The organism is Pusillimonas sp., from assembly GCF_035515275.1.
Lineage (GTDB): Bacteria > Pseudomonadota > Gammaproteobacteria > Burkholderiales > Burkholderiaceae_B > Pusillimonas.
The window spans coordinates 1-17,105 of sequence record NZ_DATJBQ010000093.1; the positions used below are offsets into that span (position 1 = coordinate 1).

General features: G+C 59.9%; 12 protein-coding genes and 1 tRNA gene. 5 read left to right on the forward strand and 8 right to left on the reverse strand.

Annotation, left to right across the window (positions count from 1 at the left end):
- Together VL003_RS06800 and VL003_RS06805 are read left to right on the forward strand one after the other, a co-directional pair.
- A partial coding sequence (locus tag VL003_RS06800) for a primosomal protein N' (RefSeq protein ID WP_325440877.1) occupies positions 1-1,903 on the forward strand: 1,903 nt, incomplete at its 5' end.
- Between the two features lie 2 nt (positions 1,904-1,905).
- Entirely contained in the window at positions 1,906-3,990 is a 2,085-nt protein-coding gene (locus VL003_RS06805; protein WP_325440879.1) for a UvrD-helicase domain-containing protein, read from the forward strand.
- A gap of 31 nt (positions 3,991-4,021) precedes the next feature.
- On the opposite strand, the gene gcvP is transcribed toward VL003_RS06805, so the two are convergent.
- The 3 genes from gcvP to VL003_RS06820 all read right to left on the reverse strand — a co-directional run bounded on the left by gcvP (position 4,022) and on the right by VL003_RS06820 (position 8,504).
- Positions 4,022-6,925: an aminomethyl-transferring glycine dehydrogenase gene (gcvP, locus tag VL003_RS06810; protein WP_325440881.1), complete on the reverse strand. Its 2,904-nt coding sequence runs from the start codon at positions 6,923-6,925 to the stop codon at positions 4,022-4,024.
- Between the two features lie 45 nt (positions 6,926-6,970).
- Positions 6,971-8,113 (reverse strand): glycine cleavage system aminomethyltransferase GcvT, encoded by a 1,143-nt coding sequence (gcvT, locus tag VL003_RS06815; protein WP_325440883.1) that lies wholly within the window; start codon positions 8,111-8,113, stop codon positions 6,971-6,973.
- Between the two features lie 172 nt (positions 8,114-8,285).
- Positions 8,286-8,504 (reverse strand): hypothetical protein, encoded by a 219-nt coding sequence (locus VL003_RS06820; protein ID WP_325440885.1) that lies wholly within the window; start codon positions 8,502-8,504, stop codon positions 8,286-8,288.
- A gap of 214 nt (positions 8,505-8,718) precedes the next feature.
- Between VL003_RS06820 and VL003_RS06825 the strand changes: the two genes are divergently transcribed.
- On the forward strand, positions 8,719-10,254 hold the full coding sequence (locus VL003_RS06825; RefSeq protein ID WP_325440887.1) for a 3-hydroxyacyl-CoA dehydrogenase: 1,536 nt from the start codon (positions 8,719-8,721) through the stop codon (positions 10,252-10,254).
- 112 nt (positions 10,255-10,366) lie between these two features.
- On the opposite strand, the gene VL003_RS06830 is transcribed toward VL003_RS06825, so the two are convergent.
- Entirely contained in the window at positions 10,367-11,317 is a 951-nt protein-coding gene (locus VL003_RS06830) for a c-type cytochrome (RefSeq protein ID WP_325440889.1), read from the reverse strand.
- Positions 11,318-11,564: 247 nt separating this feature from the next.
- Here VL003_RS06830 and VL003_RS06835 point away from each other — a divergent pair.
- Positions 11,565-11,639: transfer RNA gene (locus VL003_RS06835), tRNA-Arg, on the forward strand.
- 122 nt (positions 11,640-11,761) lie between these two features.
- Positions 11,762-12,376 carry a trimeric intracellular cation channel family protein gene (locus tag VL003_RS06840; RefSeq protein WP_325440891.1) on the forward strand — a complete coding sequence of 205 codons (615 nt, stop codon included), beginning with the start codon at positions 11,762-11,764 and terminating at the stop codon, positions 12,374-12,376.
- On the opposite strand, the gene VL003_RS06845 is transcribed toward VL003_RS06840, so the two are convergent.
- The 4 genes from VL003_RS06845 to gshA form a co-directional block, all read right to left on the reverse strand.
- A complete protein-coding gene (locus VL003_RS06845) occupies positions 12,373-13,305 on the reverse strand; it encodes a mechanosensitive ion channel family protein (protein WP_325440893.1) in 933 nt (310 codons plus the stop codon). The genes VL003_RS06840 and VL003_RS06845 overlap by 4 nt on opposite strands.
- Positions 13,306-13,410: 105 nt before the next feature.
- Positions 13,411-14,736 carry a sodium-dependent transporter gene (locus tag VL003_RS06850; RefSeq protein WP_325440895.1) on the reverse strand — a complete coding sequence of 442 codons (1,326 nt, stop codon included), beginning with the start codon at positions 14,734-14,736 and terminating at the stop codon, positions 13,411-13,413.
- 19 nt (positions 14,737-14,755) lie between these two features.
- Positions 14,756-15,376 carry a glutathione S-transferase family protein gene (locus VL003_RS06855; RefSeq protein WP_325440897.1) on the reverse strand — a complete coding sequence of 207 codons (621 nt, stop codon included), beginning with the start codon at positions 15,374-15,376 and terminating at the stop codon, positions 14,756-14,758.
- Positions 15,377-15,418: 42 nt separating this feature from the next.
- On the reverse strand, positions 15,419-16,999 hold the full coding sequence (gene gshA, locus VL003_RS06860; protein WP_325440899.1) for a glutamate--cysteine ligase: 1,581 nt from the start codon (positions 16,997-16,999) through the stop codon (positions 15,419-15,421).
- Positions 17,000-17,105 lie beyond the last annotated feature (106 nt).

A 17,105-nucleotide genomic window follows, 5' to 3' on the forward strand; every position in this document is an offset into this window, starting at 1 on the left:
CCCGTCGTTTGCAGCCGAGTCGGTCAAACAGGTCGAGCAAGTGCTCGACGACCTGCCCCCCATGCCTGAAGACTGGATGCGGCTTGCCCGATTCGCGGCACAATACTATCAGCGCCCGTTGGGTGAAGTTCTGTTGCCAACGTTGCCTGCGGGTTTGCGCAAGGTGGCGGCCTATCAGGGCAAGCGGTCGGCAGGCGGACCCGTCATGCGCAGCGACGCCCGCCGCAGCGCTGCAGCCAGGGCTGTGCCGGCCACGCCCGCACCGGTCTTGAACGCCGACCAAGAAGCGGCTGCCCAAGCGATTTGCCATTTAAGCGGATACAAAACCGTGTTGCTGCATGGTGTAACCGGCAGCGGCAAGACCGAGGTCTACCTGCGCGCCGCACAGCACGCGCTGGCCAACGGCAGGCAGGTGCTGTTCATGGTGCCTGAAATCAATCTGACGCCGCAGCTGGAAAGGTCGCTGCGTTCACGGCTGGCCGCTATTGCCGAGCCCGAAGCATTGGCTGTGCTGCATAGCGGCCTGGCTGATGGCGAGCGCTTGCGCGCCTGGTTGCGGGTGCAGCGGGGCCAGGCCCGGATACTGCTTGGAACCCGACTGTCCATATTCACGCCCATGCCCGACCTGGGTCTGATCATTGTCGACGAAGAGCATGACACCTCGTACAAGCAACAAGACGGTTTGCGTTATTCCGCACGCGATCTGGCTGTGTGGCGCGCCCACGACCTTGATATCCCCGTGGTGTTGGGCTCGGCCACGCCGTCGCTTGAGTCATGGCAGCACGCCCAGAATGGCAACTACTTGAAGCTGGGCCTGCCGGCACGAGCGCGCGACACCGAGTTGCCGGCAATACGGCTCGTTGACACCCGGCGGCTTGCGATGCAAGAAGGTCTGTCGCCACATCTGCTTACCGCAATGCAAGAGCGTTTGGCGCGTGGCGAGCAATGTCTGGTGTTCTTGAACCGGCGCGGCTACGCGCCTGTGCTTACTTGCGCTTCTTGCGGATGGGTCAGCCAGTGCACGCGCTGCACCGCCTATACCGTGCTGCATCGCGCCCAAGCGGGGCGAAACAACCTGCATTGCCATCATTGCGGCTATCGAGCCCACGTGCCGCGTGCCTGTCCCGACTGCGGCGATCAAGACCTTCGTCCCATGGGGCGCGGTACTCAGAGGGTCGAAGAGCACCTGGCCGAGCTGTTTCCCCAGGCCCGAATCAGCCGTATCGACGCCGACAGCACGCGGCTCAAGGGCAGCGCCGAGGCGTTGTTTGCCAAAGTGCACGCGGGCGAAATCGACATTCTGGTCGGTACTCAGATGGTGGCCAAGGGCCACGACTTTGCCAATCTGGGGCTCGTGGGGGTGCTTAATGCCGATTCCATGCTGTTTGCGCAAGACTTTCGTGCGCCCGAGCGCTTGTTCGCGCAATTGATGCAGGTGGCGGGCCGAGCGGGGCGCCATATTAAAGGGGGCGAGGTCATTATTCAAACCGACTACCCCGAGCAAGCGGTGTATCAGGCCATGACCCGCCACGACTACGCAGGGTTTGCCCAAGACGCTCTGGCCGAGCGCGAAGCGGTCGGGCTGCCTCCATATGCTTATCAGGCGCTGCTTACCGCCGAGGCGCGCGAGTTGCGTACAGCGCTCGATTTTCTAGCCCTTGCACGCGAGCTGCCCTCGCAGCAGCCGCAGCAGTTTCCAACTGCCGACTCCGTAACCATGTACGACCCGGTTCCTTTGCGCGTCGTGCGAGTGGCCAATATTGAACGTGCGCAGTTGTTGGTTGAAAGCGCCGGCCGACCGGCCTTGCAGGCGTTTCTTACCGCCTGGGTGCATGCCATGCCCTCGATGGCGGCCGATAAACGCGTGCGTTGGCAGCTTGAAGTCGACCCCTTGGAAATCTGACGATGCAACCATTGCATGCTCCAGCCGGCCACACGCTGGCCACTGACCTGAACCCGCCCCAACGCGTGGCGGCCTTGTATCTGGACGGCCCCTGCTTGGTGCTGGCTGGGGCCGGCAGCGGCAAGACCCGCGTTATTACGCAAAAAATCGCCTATCTGTTGCGCGAGTGCGGCTACGCCGGGCGCCACGTGGTGGCATTGACCTTTACCAACAAGGCGGCCCGCGAAATGAGCGAACGGGTCAAGGGCCTGGTCGATTCACGCCTGACCAAGGGGCTGACGATCAGCACGTTTCATTCGCTGGGCGTAAGGTTTTTACGCGAAGAGGCGCGACACGCTGGATTGAAGCCCGAGTTTTCCATACTGGACTCCACCGACGCCCTGGGCATTATTCAAGAGCTTCTGGCCACTACCGACAAAGCTCGTCTGCGCGCCGTGCAGCAAACGATCTCGTTATGGAAGAACGCCCTGATGGACCCGGACGCCGCCGACAGGGCGGCGGCTACTGCCGATGAGGCCGAGGCGGCGCGGTTGTATCGCAGCTACAACGCTACGCTCAAGGCGTATCAGTCGGTCGATTTTGACGACCTGATTCGTCTGCCAACCTTATTGATGCAGAATAACGATGCCGTGCGTGAACGCTGGCAGGCCAGGGTGCAATACCTGTTGGTGGACGAATACCAGGACACCAACGAATGCCAGTACCGGCTGGTTCAGCTGCTTACGGGGCAAAGCGCCATGTTTACCGCGGTGGGCGACGACGACCAGGCCATTTACGCCTGGCGCGGCGCCACGGTTGAAAACCTGGCCAAACTCACCACCGATTACCCGCAACTCAAGCTCATCAAGCTAGAGCAGAATTATCGTTCGGTGCAGCGCATTTTGTCGGCAGCCAATCGGGTTATCAGCCATAACCCCAACCTGTTCGATAAAAAGTTGTGGTCCGACCTGGGCGCAGGCGAGGCGATTCAAGTTACCGCCATGGACACCGACCTGATTGAAGCCGAGTCGGTCGCCTTGCGCATTTCGGCAGACCGTTTCGAACGCCGGGCCGAATGGCGCGACTTTGCTATTTTGTACCGCAGCAACCAGCAGGCCAGGGTGGCCGAGCAGGCCTTACGAAACTTGCGCATTCCTTATACGATTTCGGGCGGTCAAAGCTTTTTCGACAAGGCCGAGATCCGCGATGTACTGGCTTACTTGCGGCTTATCGCCAACGACGACGACGACCCGGCATTCATACGCGCCGCCACCACGCCCAAACGCGGCATCGGGCAGGCAACCCTGCAAGCCTTGGGCGAGTTCGCCTCCGAACGTCAGTTGTCGCTGTTTGCTGCTGTATTTGAAATCGGCATGACGCAGCGGCTGGCTGCACGTCAGCTGGAACCCTTGCAAACATTTGCAGCCTTCATTCAAGGCATTCAGCAACGTGCCGGAAGCAAGAAAAATGGCGAACAGACGGCCTCTGCGGGCGCCGAACCGGCAGGCGCATTGCTGGACGAACTCATAGGGGCCATTCAGTACGAGCGTCACTTGTACGACACGCTTGACGAACGGGCAGCCCAGTCGCGCTGGCAGAACGTGTTTGAGCTTCTCGGCTGGCTCAAGCGCAAAGCCGAAGAAGACGAGCTTGATCTGTTCGAACTGGTGCAGCACGTGGCGTTGATCACCATGCTCGAGCGCGGCGACGAAGAAGACCCTGATGCGGTCAGGCTCTCGACCCTGCATGCGTCAAAGGGCCTTGAGTACCCGCACGTTTACCTGATCGGCGTCGAAGAAGGGTTGCTGCCGCACATGGGGCGCGACGACGAGGTCGGCGATCCCGCCAAGGCTGCCGAATCCCTCGAGTCGCGAATCCAGGAGGAGCGTCGTTTAATGTACGTGGGCATTACCCGCGCGCAGCGCTCTTTGCACCTTACCTGGTGCAAGCGCCGACGTCGCGCGCGCGAAGACGTGGTTTGCGAGCCCTCGCGCTTTATCGAGGAAATGGGGCTTTCGGCGGTAAAGCCGCGCGAAGACGCCGCGCTTGAGGCCCTGAGCCCCAAGCAGCGCTTGGGCATGCTGAAAGATCTGCTCAAAAAAGATTAGCAGACCGCCCGTCTGTTGCCGGCGGGCATGTTCAGGCCCCTGCCGGCACTTGCTCTTCTCCGTCAGCGTTTTCGTGCTCGTAGGCTTCAATGGGTATGCAGGAACAAAACAGGTTGCGGTCACCGTAACTGTTGTCCACGCGTCCCACAGGCGGCCAGTATTTATGTTGACGTAGTTCGGGCAAAGGATACGCCGCTTGTGTCCGGCTGTAGGTATGGGGCCAGTCGTCGGCCGTAACCATGGCCGCAGTGTGTGGCGCATTGCGCAAAGGGTTGTCGCGGGCGTCGAACTCGCCCGACTCCACCTGAGCAATTTCTTTGCGTATGGCGATCATGGCGTCGATGAAGCGGTCCAGTTCGCGTAGTGCCTCGCTTTCAGTAGGTTCGATCATCAGCGTTCCGGGCACGGGAAAGCTCATGGTGGGTGCATGGAAACCGTAATCGATCAGGCGCTTGGCCACGTCTTCGTTCGATATGCCCGTGGCTTTTTGAAGCGGCCGCAAATCGAGTATGCATTCGTGTGCGACCAGGCCATGGGAGCCGCTGTACAGCACCGGATAATAAGGCGCGAGCCTTGCGGCGATGTAATTGGCAGCCAAAATTGCGTTTCGCGAAGCGTCCGTCAGGCCCGTTGCGCCCATCATGGCGATATACAGCCACGAAATCGGAAACAGGCTGGCCGAGCCGAACGGGGCGGCGCTGATCGCCCCAATACCCTGAGCCGAGCGTTCGTAGCCGGAGGCCCGATGGTTGGGCAGGAAGGGGGCCAGATGCGCCCGGACGGCAACCGGGCCGACGCCGGGGCCTCCGCCGCCATGCGGAATACAAAAGGTCTTGTGCAGGTTCAGATGCGACACGTCGCCGCCGAATTGCCCTGGTGCGGCCAGCCCCACCATGGCGTTCATGTTTGCCCCGTCTATATAAACCTGGCCGCCGTGCTGGTGAACAATGTCGCAGACTTCTTGAACGGATGCTTCAAACACGCCGTGCGTCGAGGGGTAGGTGATCATAATGGCGGCGAGCGTGTCGCTGTGCTGTTCAGCCTTGGCACGCAAGTCGTTGATGTCGATATTACCCTGAGGGTCGCAGGCCACCACTACCACCTGCATGCCCACCATCTGTGCCGAGGCAGGGTTGGTGCCGTGTGCCGAAGAAGGTATCAGGCAAACCTTGCGCTGTGGCTGTCCGCGTGAGTCATGATAGGCGCTGATGATCTGCAGCCCGGCGTACTCGCCTTGCGAGCCGGCGTTGGGCTGCAGGCTGACGGCTGCATAGCCCGTAACCGCGCACAGCATGGCTTCCAACTGGGCAATCAGCTGGCGATACCCTTGCGTCTGGTCATGAGGGGCCAAAGGGTGAATGTGGGCGAACTCGGGCCATGAGACGGGAATCATCTCGGTGGACGAGTTCAGTTTCATGGTGCACGAGCCCAGGGGGATCATGGTGCGATCCAGGGCTAGGTCCTTGTCTGCCAGGCGGCGCAAGTAACGAAGCATCTCGTGCTCGGTGTGATACATGCCGAATACGGGGTGGGTCAGGTACCGGCTTTGGCGTACCAACGAGGCAGGGATGCCTGTCTGATCAGCCTGTTCGTGAGGCGTTTCGTACGAAAGCGGTTGGCCCTGCAGGTCAAACACGGACCACAGGGCTTCGATGTCGGCCGGGGTGGTGGTCTCGTCCAGCGAAATGCCCACCCGTTCGTGGTCGATACGGCGCAGGTTCATGCCGCGGGCAAGGGCCGCCTCGTGTATGGCGCCGGTGTCGGCACCGGTGTGTAAGGTCAGGGTGTCGAAAAAATGGTCGTTGCAGCGTTCCCAGCCCATTTTATGCAGGCCGCTTGAAAGCGTTCTTGTCAGGTCATGTACACGTTGAGCAATGCGCTTGATGCCGTCCGGGCCGTGATAAACGGCGTACATGGCCGCCATGATGGCAAGCAGGGCCTGGGCGGTGCAGATGTTGGAGGTGGCCTTTTCGCGCCGGATGTGCTGCTCGCGCGTTTGCAATGCAAGCCTGTAGCTCGGCTCGCCCTGGCTGTCGACGCTAACCCCCACCAACCGGCCGGGCATGCTGCGTTTATAGGCGTCGCGCACAGCCATATAGCCCGCGTGGGGCCCGCCGAACCCCATGGGCACCCCAAATCGCTGGGCACTGCCCACTACCGCATCAGCCCCCCATTCGCCCGGCGGTATAAGCAATGCCAGGGCCAGCAGGTCGGCCGCAACGGCAACCAGGCCGCCGTTGTCGTGTATGGCCTTGGCCAGCGCGCGGTAGTCGTGTACATGACCCTGGGCGCCGGGGTACTGCAACAGCACGCCAAAGGCTTGTGCCTGGGATGCTTCGTGGGCGGGGCCGACGCATACTTTGATGCCCAGCGGTTCGGCTCGGGTGCGTACGACCTCGAGGGTTTGCGCCAGAACGTCATCGGCCACAAAAAATACCGGTTCGGCATCGGTATTACGGCTTGAGCGCAACAGCAAGGTCATGGCTTCGGCAGCGGCCGTGGCCTCGTCCAGCATTGAGGCATTGGCGATGTCCATGCCGGTCATGTCGGTGATCATCTGCTGAAAGTTCAGCAGGGCCTCCAGGCGGCCTTGCGAGATCTCGGGCTGATACGGGGTATATGCGGTATACCAGGCGGGGTTCTCGAACAGATTTCGCAACACCACGGTGGGTGTCAGCGTGTTGTAGTAACCCTGGCCTATAAACGACTTATAAACCTTGTTCCGGCTTGCAAGCTTGCGTAGTTTTTCCAGTGCCTCGTGTTCGGGTAGCGGTTCGAAAAACTCGCCCAGCGCAAGCGGGTCGCATTGTCGTATGCCTGCCGGCACGATGTTGTCGATAAGGTCGTCCAGGCTGTCATAGCCGAGCGTGTCCAGCATGTGCTGTTGTTCGTGGTTGTCGGGCCCGATATGACGTTCACTAAAGGCTTTGTGCATTTGTCTCTTCCATCGTGGCGTCCTTGTCTGGAGACGCCGTTTGTCTCAAACCTTGACTTCACCGTGGCGAACAAAAGGCGGGTTTGCCACGCGCGCGCGAACCGGTTTGCCTCGCACCAGCACCTGCACTTCGGTTCCTGCGGCCACACTGGATGGAAGGCGGGCAAGGGCGATGCTTTGCTGCATGGTAGGGCTGAAGGTGCCGCTGGTTATCAGGCCTTCGCCTTCGGAAGTAATAACCTGCTGGCCCGAGCGCAAGACGCCGCTGCGATCCAGCGCCACCAGTCCGGCCAGTTGCCAGCGTTGTTCCTGGTTCTGCAGTGCTGCCTTGCCCACGAAGTTGCGAGGGGAATCAAGGTCGACCGTCCAGGCCAGCCCACAGTCGAGCGGGTTGACCTGCTCATCCATGTCTTGCCCGTACAGGTTCATGCCCGCTTCGAGACGCAGGGTGTCGCGCGCGCCCAGGCCTGCGGGGACTACACCGACCTGTAGCAGCAAGTTCCACAGTGCCAGCGCCTGGTCAGCCGACACAATCAGCTCGTATCCGTCTTCGCCCGTATATCCGGTGCGGGCGATCAAGACTTCACCCAATTGGGTATCGACATAATGGGTGGCGTGAAAGGGCTTCAGGTTCAGCGCCGCTGCGCGTGCTTGGGGAAGCGCCTGCCAAGTCAGGTTGCGGGCTTGCGGCCCTTGCACCGCGATGATCGCCAGGGGGCTTGCATCTGCCGGCGTATCGCCCACGCGACGTGGTGTCAGCGCAACTTCCGACCCCATGGCTTGAGCTTGTTCATTCAGCCAGTCAAGGTCTTTATACGCCGTCGAAGCGTTGACGATCAGCCGAAAGCAGTTTTCGTCCAGGTGGTAGACGATCAGGTCGTCAAGAATGCCGCCCTGGTCGTTGAGCAGGCACGAGTACAGGGCCTTGCCCGTACCCTGCAGTTTGTCGATATTGTTGGCCAGCACGAGACGCAGAAAGCTGCGTGCGCCTTGGCCGCGCACATCGATGATGCACATATGCGAGACGTCGAACATGCCGGCGGCTTGCCGAACGGCGTGATGCTCGTCAATCTGAGAACCATAATGAATGGGCATTTCCCATCCGCCGAAATCCACCATGCGCGCCCCAAGCTCAGCATGGCGAGCGGCCAGCGGCGTTTGGCGTAAAGACGAAGTTGTTGTTTGCATGCGTTCGATCCAGAAACGGTTGTACCCGAAGCTTACCGTTATCCGAACTTCAGTGGTGCATGTAAAAACCAAAAAGGCCGAACCCATAGATACAGGGTCCGGCCTTTTTGGTCGGCAAGCGCGTGAATGCTTCGCGCCATTTTTACCGGTCTTTTGGACCGGTCCGCAATAACTAGGCGGCGGTTACTTTATGTCCGTCGCGGCGGGCGTCGTCCAGGTCGGTGGAAACGGCTGCAACGTATGAAACCAATTTGTTCTGCAGTGTCTTGAGCCCGGCGCCAACCCATTTGACCAGCGACAGCAAGGGTGCGTCGTTGTAGTAGTCGAGTTCCCGGTTGATCAGTTCGCGTTCCAGGGAATCGGTCATAAGGGTGTTCTCGTTGATGTTCATGGCAGGCCTTGGCAGGTGGGGTTCAAAACTCGATCAGATGAATAAATTATAGGGTAAACCCTAGTCTTTTACAAGACTTAATTAAGGGTTTACCCTTAATCCAACGTTGATGGGCCTTGGAACACGCAAAGTCGACTGAAACTGTCAAAGTTGCCCCCGCAATCCGATCTATTATTAAGGTTTTGTTTTAAATAGCGGTACGGAGCGGGAAGACATGAAAAAGATCGACACCATAGGAATCGTGGGCGCCGGAGCAATGGGCCGGGGCATTGCGCAAATTGCCGCTCAGGCCGGGCTGCAAGTATTGCTGTACGACCTGAATCAGCAGGCTGTTGCTGCGGCGCGCGACAACCTTGGCCAAACCTGGGAAAAGCTTGCCGCAAAGGGCAAGATCACATCCGACGCCGGGCAGGCTTCGCTCGAGCGTGTGCGGCCCTGTTCTGACCTTGCCGAAATGTCGGCCGCCCAATTGGTGGTCGAGGCCGTTATCGAACGCCTGGACGTCAAGCAAGAGCTGTTTCAAAAGCTTGAAGGCATCGTTGCCGACGACTGCATCCTGGCCTCGAACACGTCGTCGCTTTCCATCACAGCCATTGCTGCGGGCTGCAAGAGCCCCGCACGGGTTGCGGGCTACCACTTTTTCAACCCCGTCCCGCTGATGAAAGTCGTTGAGATCATCGACGGCTTGCGAACCGACCCGACGGTGGGCGATTCCCTGATGGAACTGGCACGCACCATGGGCCATACCCCGGTGCGCGCCAAAGACATGCCCGGTTTTATTGTCAACCATGCCGGGCGTGGCATGAACATCGAAGGCCTGAAGCTGGCCCAAGAGGGCGTTGCGCCTTTTTATCAGGTCGACGCGATTATGCGCGAGCAGGCCGGGTTTCGGATGGGGCCGTTCGAGCTTCTTGACCTGACGGCACTGGATGTCTCGCATCCGGTCATGGAATCGATCTACCAGCAGTTCTACGACGAGCCGCGTTTCCGCCCCTCGCCCATTACGGCCGTGCGATTTGCGGGCGGCATATTGGGCCGCAAGACCGGAGAAGGCTTTTACCGTTATGCAGAGGGTGCAAAGCAAGTGCCCGAGGCACCTCCGGTACCTGCGTTGCCCCAAGGCCTGAAAGTATGGCTTGCGCCATATCACCCGGTTGGACACAAGCGCGCTGCCGCGTTGCTTAAAAGCCTGGGCGTGGGTGTTATTGCTACCGACACCGCACCGGCCGATGCACTTATTGTCGTCACCCCTTTCGGGGAAGACACATCCAGTGTGGTTGCCGAGTACCAGCTTGATGGCGAGCGCACGGTTGCATTGGACACCTTCTTTGGACTTGAGCAAGGCAAGCGCCGGGTAGTCATGTGTTCGCCGGCCACTCAGGCCCGATGGCGCGATGCCGCGCATGCCCTGTTTGCTTCCGACGACACGCCGGTGTCGGTCATCGACGACTCGGCGGGCTTTGTGGGGCAGCGTATGGTTGCGGCCATCGTCAATGTCGCCAGCGACATCGCCCAGCAGACCATTGCCTCGCCTAAAGACATTGACCTGGCTGTGTCCCTGGGCCTGGGCTACCCCAGGGGCGGGCCGCTGAGCATGGGTGACGCCCTTGGCGCAGCATTGGTGCTGGATATACTGCGCAATATGCACCGCGTAACCGGCGACATGCGCTACCGCGCCAGCCTGTGGCTACAGCGGCGCGTGCAACTGGGCCTGTCGCTAACCGCCGAGCCCGTCTGCGTCGCAAAATAAGCGATCCAAAACAAAAAAGCCGCTCGTGGATATAACGAGCGGCTTTTTTGTTTGATGCATTGAAAGTGCGGGAGCTAAGCCCGTAACGGGGCTGACGCCCCGTGCATTGCCGTTATTGCGCTTGCTGCACCATGTACTGTACGGCAGCGCGGATTTCGGCGTCGCTGGCCTGCGAACCACCGCGCGGAGGCATGGCGCCTTTGCCGTGGATGGCGATGTCGACCATGGTGTCCATGCCCGAGGCAATAAGAGGTGCCCAGGCGGCTTTGTCGCCCAGTTTGGGGGCACCGGCTACCGAGGCGTCGTGGCAGGCAAAGCAGATGGATTTATACAGTTTTTCGCCGGCCGGGTCGACAGCGGCAGTTTCTGTGGGCGCGGCCGGGGCAGCCGCAGCAGGGGCCGCTTGTTCGGCTGGCGCTGGAGCGGCAGCCTTGGCTTGGTCGGCGGCAGGCGACTGTTCAGCAGAGACCGGCGCTGCTGCCTGGGGTGCGGCCTGTGGCGTTTCGGTAGTGGCTTTTGCGGGGGTCTCGCCTTCGGCAGCAGGTTCGGTGGGCTCGTCAAACGAGCCGCCCGAGCGGTTGGCCATGTAAACCAGGGCGCGCTCGACTTCGAAATCGGTAAGTGTTGGGTTGCCGCCCTTGGCAGGCATGGCGCCTTTGCCATGCAGCGCGATTTGAAGCATGGTGTCGTAGCCCGCCTGAATACGCGGGGCCCAGACGGCGGTATCGCCAATTTTTGGAGCACCGGCCACACCGGCGTCGTGGCAGGCGGCACAGGTTGACGCATATACCTGCTCGCCGGTTTTGAGCTCTTTGGGCGCGTTGGCGTCGACCAGCGCAAAGCCGGCTACGGGTTTGATGCGTGAGGCGATGGCTTCGGCGCTGTGTGCATCGGAGCCCGCAGAAGGTGCCATGGTGCTAAGCACCAGCCTGATCAGAAGGAAAATAATAATGACCGGGACAATGAACGCAAGAACGACGGTGACGATTAATTGCTTGGGCGTCTTGATGAGGCCTTCGTGGTCTTCGATGGTTGTTTCGACGTGGTCTTCTGTGTTGTTCATGATCGAGTCCTGCGTTTCCGGTAAGGAACAAAGCCTTTAAAGCCCTGTCTTTAAAGCCCTTTATGGTTTTAAGGCCCCATGGGGTGTTTGCCCGAACAATGGGTGCGTTTATGCGTTGGTTTGCTACAGGCGCGCCCTTTGTATGTCTGGCGGTACGCGACCATTCTCCACAAACCGTACGATTATACCGACACTGATGGTTGAATGCAGTATGGCGTGAAAACCGGCTACAATAATGAACTTTGCAGCGCCCGTAGTTCAATGGATAGAATGAGAGTTTCCGAAGCTCTTGATACAGGTTCGATTCCTGTCGGGCGCGCCAGTGCATTTATCTTTAATATTCGCGCTAAGACCCGCGCTAAGACCCGCGCTTTAGGCCCCGCACTTGCGGCGGGGGCGCTTTTGCCCGACGCTGCTGACCATCCTTGGTGGTGCTGACTTTTTGTGCTGCTTACTCTTTACCTTATTGCCATTACTGCTGAGGCCATGACGGCGGCGCTTGCCGCCGGCCGGCGCGATATGGACTGGGTGGGGGTATGCATTATTGCCTGCATCACCGCCTTGGGTGGTGGATCGGTACGCGATGTAGTGCTTGGGCATTACCCCCTAACCTGGGTCGAACACCCCGAATACCTCTGGATCACTGCCGGCGCAGCACTGGTTACGGCGCTGATAGCACCCATTATGCGGCGTTTGCGCAGACTGTTCCTGCTGCTCGATGCCCTGGGTCTGGTGGTGTTCTCGGTAATCGGTTGCCGTGTCGCGCAAGAAATGCAGATGCCCTTAACCATCGTGCTGATCAGCGGCATGATCACCGGTTGTGCGGGTGGGGTGCTGCGCGATATCTTGTGCAATGACATCCCGCTTTTGCTGCGCAAAGAGCTCTACGGCAGCGTGTCCATTCTGACCGGAAGCATTTTTTTAATTGCTCAGGCCGCTGGTTTGCCCATGAACGCAGCCATGCTTATAGCCTTGGTCGTGGGCCTGGGCATGCGAATCCTGGCTTTGCGCTACAACTGGCAAATGCCCAAGTTTGTGTATCGCGACGAATGGCGTTAGTCGGCGGGGCCGTTATTTACCGCAACGACATTCAATCTTTTTACCGAGACAGGCAGGTTTTCTTTACGGATGGCCTCGTCTATGGCGGCCAGCATGGCGTCGCGCCTGTCGACGTCTTCGGCGAAACTGGGCACCCAATATTTAATGGTGTAGACGATACCTTCGGGATCATAGCTCGAGGCGCGTACAAGGGGTTTCTGTAATTCGGGCGGTACGGTGTCAGACGCTTCGGTGACGGCATTCAGAAGTATCTGCTTTGCTTTTGAAACGGGCACGTCGTGGGTCAGTACGATCTTCAGGCTGGCTTGATAATGCTTGCGCGGTGCGCTGTAGTTTGTCAGCATCTGGCGCGATATATGGCTGTTGGGCAGAATCATGTAAGTGCCGTCGGGCGTCAGAACTCGTGTGGTGCGCCAGCCGATTTCAATGACTCGGCCGCTCGTCTCGGCATCAAACTTTACCCAGTCGCCGATGCGGTAGGGTGCCTCCAGCCCAATGGCTATACCCGCCAATACGTCGGCCAGCACGTTGCGAATGGCAAAGCCCAGAATGGCGATGATCAAGCCTGAACTGGCCAGTATTCCACCGGTTGGCCGGCCGATCAGCAGGCCGATCGCAACAATGGTTGCTACGGTAAACAATGCCGCAGTAATCAGCTCGCCCAGCAATCTGGGCTTTCGACGCTTGTTCTTGGATTTGCGCGCCAGAGCCAGGGAAGTGGTGCGCGACAGGAGCCAAGCCAGGCAATACAAAGCCCCCGCAGTGCCGATGCGGCGCACCGCTTGAACGTCGGTTTCGGCGATGGAGTCGGGAAGCAGGTAGGCGGCGAAGAAGCGCACCAGCATCAATGCCACGAAACCCAACGCCGGCCAGAGCAGCCAGAGCGCGACCGCGCGGCGCAAAGGTGGGTTGGCGGGTTTTTTGGTCAAGGCTGGCTCTCGGAAGATGGGGTTGTACGCAATTTTCGTGATGCGTCGTACAGACTGAACATATTAGCCGCGGTCATGGGAGTTGTTAGGGCTTGTCGATGCGGGTTACCCGCGTAAACCGCTCCACAGAATAATGCCGATGGCGATCGGGGTGATCACGCCCACTAAAATGCGATGCCACGCAACCGCACGCCCTTGCCTGCGGTTGCCGTGCCACTGCTTCTGCAATATGGGGCCTATGACCCACGCTGCAAACAAAGCGGTCAACAAGCCGCCAAGGGGCAGCATGAGGTTGGTGGCAATGTAGTCGAGCCAGTCGAAGACGTTGCGGCTGCCCCACTGCAGCCCGGAAATGCCGCTCATGCTGAGCGACGCCAGTGAGCCCAGCAAAAACAAGCCACCGCCTGCGGTGGCGCAAGCCGTACGGCGGCCCATGTCGGCGTGTTCCATCAGGAAGGCCACCACGACCTCAAGCATGGAGATGGACGAGGTCAGCGCGGCAATGAAAAGCAGTGCGAAAAACACCACGCCGAACAAATTGCCCCATGGCAGGTACGAAAATACGATGGGCATGGTGACAAACGTAAGGCCTGGGCCTGCGCCCTGATCCAGGCCCAGCGCATAGGCCGGCGGCAACACCAGGAGTCCACCCATAACGCAGCTAAGCAGGGTAAGCAGCGCCACGGTCAGGGCAGCGCGGCTGATATTGGTCTGGCTCGGCAGATAGGAGCCATAGGTGGGCATAATGCCCAGCGCCAGCGAAAGGGTAAAGAAAGACAGCCCCAGCGCATCCAGCACTGACTGCATGGTCAGGCCGGCAAAGTCGGGCACCAGAAAGGCCGACACGCCCGCCCAAGCCCCGGGCACCATCAGCCCGCGCACGATCAGCAGGCACATCATGAAGAACAGGCAGGGCATCAGTACTTTGGATAGCCGCTCGATGCCCCCGCGCACTCCGCCTGCTACGCCGCTGATGGTGGCCAGCATGAACAAGGCATGAAATAGCAGCGGCTGCCAGGGGTGCTGCGCAAGGGCGGCGAAATTGGCCTGCAACACCACCGGGTCGCGGGATAGCGCCGTGGTCATGGTCTTCCAGATGTAGGCGATTGTCCAGCCGCCCACCACACTGTAAAACGACAGGATGGTGGCGCTGGCAACGACCCCCAGCAGGCCCACTACGCTCCAGGCGTTGCCGCCCAGGTGCCGGTAGGCGCCAAAGGCCCCCGCGTTGCCGGCACGCCCGATGCTCATCTCGACCCGAAGCAAGGGCAAGCCTATGGTCAGGGTCATGAAAGTGAACAGCAGCAAGAAGGCGCCGCTGCCTTGATGAGCGGTGACGTAGGGAAACTTCCAGATGGCACCCAGCCCCACGGCCGAGCCGGTGGCGGCCAGGATGAAACCCAGGTTCGAACCCCACCGGGCGCGTTCCATATGTGGCTCCGTGGTAGCGCTAGCTAAGCGGGATCATGACGCTTTTCTGATAGGCCGGTCGGTCGGCCAGACGCCGATACCAGGCGTGCAAATGAGGAAGGTCGGGGCGTTGGATAGGCATTTCGAACCAGGCATAGGCCAGGCAGCCCAGGGGAATATCGGCCACCCCCAGTGCATCGCCCGACAAATAGGGTTGTAAGGATAAAGCCTGGTCGGCCATGGCCAGCAGGCGTTGAAGCTCTTGCCGGCCTTTGTCGGCGGCGACCAGGTCACGATCGGCCGGCGCCAGGCGAATGGTGTTCCAGAACAGTTGCCGGTACGGCTCCATCAGCGAGCTGGTGACCCAATCCATCCACATTTCCAGTCTGGCCCGCTCAGCCGCGCCGGCGGGGTAAAGATGAGTGGCTTGGTGCTTGGCGGCCAAATAGCGAACGATGACGTTGGATTCCCACAGCACCAGGTCGTCGTCCTGGACCACAGGAATAAGCCCATTGGGGTTCATCGCGCGGTAGGCCGGTTCGTCTACCACGCCGAAGCGTCCGCCGGCGTCCACACGCTGGTACTCAAGGCCCAGCTCGTCAGCGCACCAAAGCACTTTCTTGACGTTAACGGAATTGGTCCTGCCCCATATTTTCAACATGTGGTCTCCTTGGAACGTGTGACTGCCGGTGTGCGGGTGAGGTCAAGCGGCGGCGGCCGGTCGAAACAAACCGGCATGGTAGCGAGCGACGTACTCGTCGAAGCTTTCAGTGTCGGTTTGCTCGAGATGCCTTTGGGCTTGCAGTGACTCGACTGCCGCCCGCTCAAACGCTTGCTCGGTGCTTGGGTCGAGAGGCTTGGCCAGCAAGGCGTCGCGATGGGCGCGGCTTTGCCGAAGGGTGAATTCGTGCAGGCTGAGGCGCTGTTCGCGTAGATGCCACAACAGCATCGCAGACGGAGTGTTCTGGGGGTTGTCGATTTTTTTGCTTTGTGCCAGTACGGCTTGTCGATGCAGGTCGCCGCCGCTTGGCGTGTCGAGCAGGGCGGCATAGTCGAGCATGCGTTCGATCAGTTGGGCACCCCAGTCGCGCAGACTGATCGAGCCGTCGCGGCGCGCCAGCATTAGGCCGGGCTTGCGCCCTTCGGTGGCGACAATCGAAAAGTTTTCGTGACTGTCGCGGCAGAAGCCGTCTTGAGGAAAGAGCGGGCTGTCTTCGGCTGCGCAACACAGCAGGAACGTATCCATGAACCGACTCGTTTCGGCGCTAATGCCCAGCGGCGTGAAGGGGTCGATATCGAGACAGCGCACTTCGATGTACTGTATGCCGCGTGCCGCCAGGGCGGTAGAGGGCCGCTCGCCGCGCTCAACGCTGCGTTTGGGTCGGATGCTTGAGTAGAACTCGTTTTCGATCTGCAAGACGTTGGTGTTGAGCTGTATCCACTGGCCGTCGCGATGCGTGCCAATAGCCTGATAAGCCGGCCAGGGCGTGGTGACGGCATCGTAAATACGCTTAAGAAACGTTTCGATGTCGTTATAACAAAGCTGCAGTTCGGATTGTGCTTTGTCTTTGTTGCTGTAACCCAGGTCGCTCATGCGCAGACTGGTGGCGTACGGCAAATACAGCGTGTCAGGGTCGAGCGTGTGCAGGTTGTGCGTGGCACCGTCAAGAAAACTGCGTGACACCGCGGGCGAGGCACCGAACAAGTACATCAGTAGCCACGACCAGCGAGTGAAATTTCGGATCAGCCCCATGTAGCCTCTGGAGCGCTGCTCGGCGGGGCTGGAGGCTTCGACGCCCAGCACGTTCCAGACGCTGTCGGGCAGCGAAAAGTTGTAATGAATGCCGGCAATGCATTGCATTGCCTTGCCATAGCGTTCGGCCAGGCCGCGACGATAAACATGCTTGAGCATGCCGGTGTTCGAGCTGCCGTACCAGGCGATAGGGATGTCGGCTTCGGGCGGCAAATGGGCGGGCATCGACTGGTTCCACATGATCTCGTCGCCCAATCGCGCGGCAACGAACTTGTGCACGTCGGCCAGCTCGTTGATCAGGCCCGGCACACTGTCGTGCGTGCCGGTAATGAGCTCGAGCAGCGCTTCGGAGTAATCAGTGGTGATGTGCGGGTTGGTTAGCGCGCTACCCAGGTCGGGAGGGTGAGGCGTAAGGGCCAGGTCGCCGTTCGCGTCCACGCGCAGACCTTCTTTTTCGATGCCGCGTAGTATGCCCGCGAGCAACGGAATGTGGGGCCGCAGCAGGCTGTGGCGTGGTTGGCTTTCAGTCATTGATGGGATCTTTCGTTGTAATACAGATGCTTGAATAGAATTTTACCCGAGCCCTTACAATGGCCGGATGCGCTTATTGTCGGCGATTTTCGCGCAAATGGCAGAA

Excerpts from the sequence above, each read along its gene's own strand:
- VL003_RS06830 (WP_325440889.1), bottom strand. The coding sequence starts at position 11,317 with ATGAACAACACAGAAGACCACGTCGAAACAACCATCGAAGACCACGAA.
- VL003_RS06825 (WP_325440887.1), top strand. The coding sequence starts at position 8,719 with ATGAAAAAGATCGACACCATAGGAATCGTGGGCGCCGGAGCAATGGGC.
- VL003_RS06855 (WP_325440897.1), bottom strand. The coding sequence starts at position 15,376 with ATGTTGAAAATATGGGGCAGGACCAATTCCGTTAACGTCAAGAAAGTG.
- gshA (WP_325440899.1), bottom strand. The coding sequence starts at position 16,999 with ATGACTGAAAGCCAACCACGCCACAGCCTGCTGCGGCCCCACATTCCG.
- gcvT (WP_325440883.1), bottom strand. The coding sequence starts at position 8,113 with ATGCAAACAACAACTTCGTCTTTACGCCAAACGCCGCTGGCCGCTCGC.
- VL003_RS06820 (WP_325440885.1), bottom strand. The coding sequence starts at position 8,504 with ATGAACATCAACGAGAACACCCTTATGACCGATTCCCTGGAACGCGAA.
- gcvP (WP_325440881.1), bottom strand. The coding sequence starts at position 6,925 with ATGCACAAAGCCTTTAGTGAACGTCATATCGGGCCCGACAACCACGAA.
- VL003_RS06850 (WP_325440895.1), bottom strand. The coding sequence starts at position 14,736 with ATGGAACGCGCCCGGTGGGGTTCGAACCTGGGTTTCATCCTGGCCGCC.
- VL003_RS06805 (WP_325440879.1), top strand. The coding sequence starts at position 1,906 with ATGCAACCATTGCATGCTCCAGCCGGCCACACGCTGGCCACTGACCTG.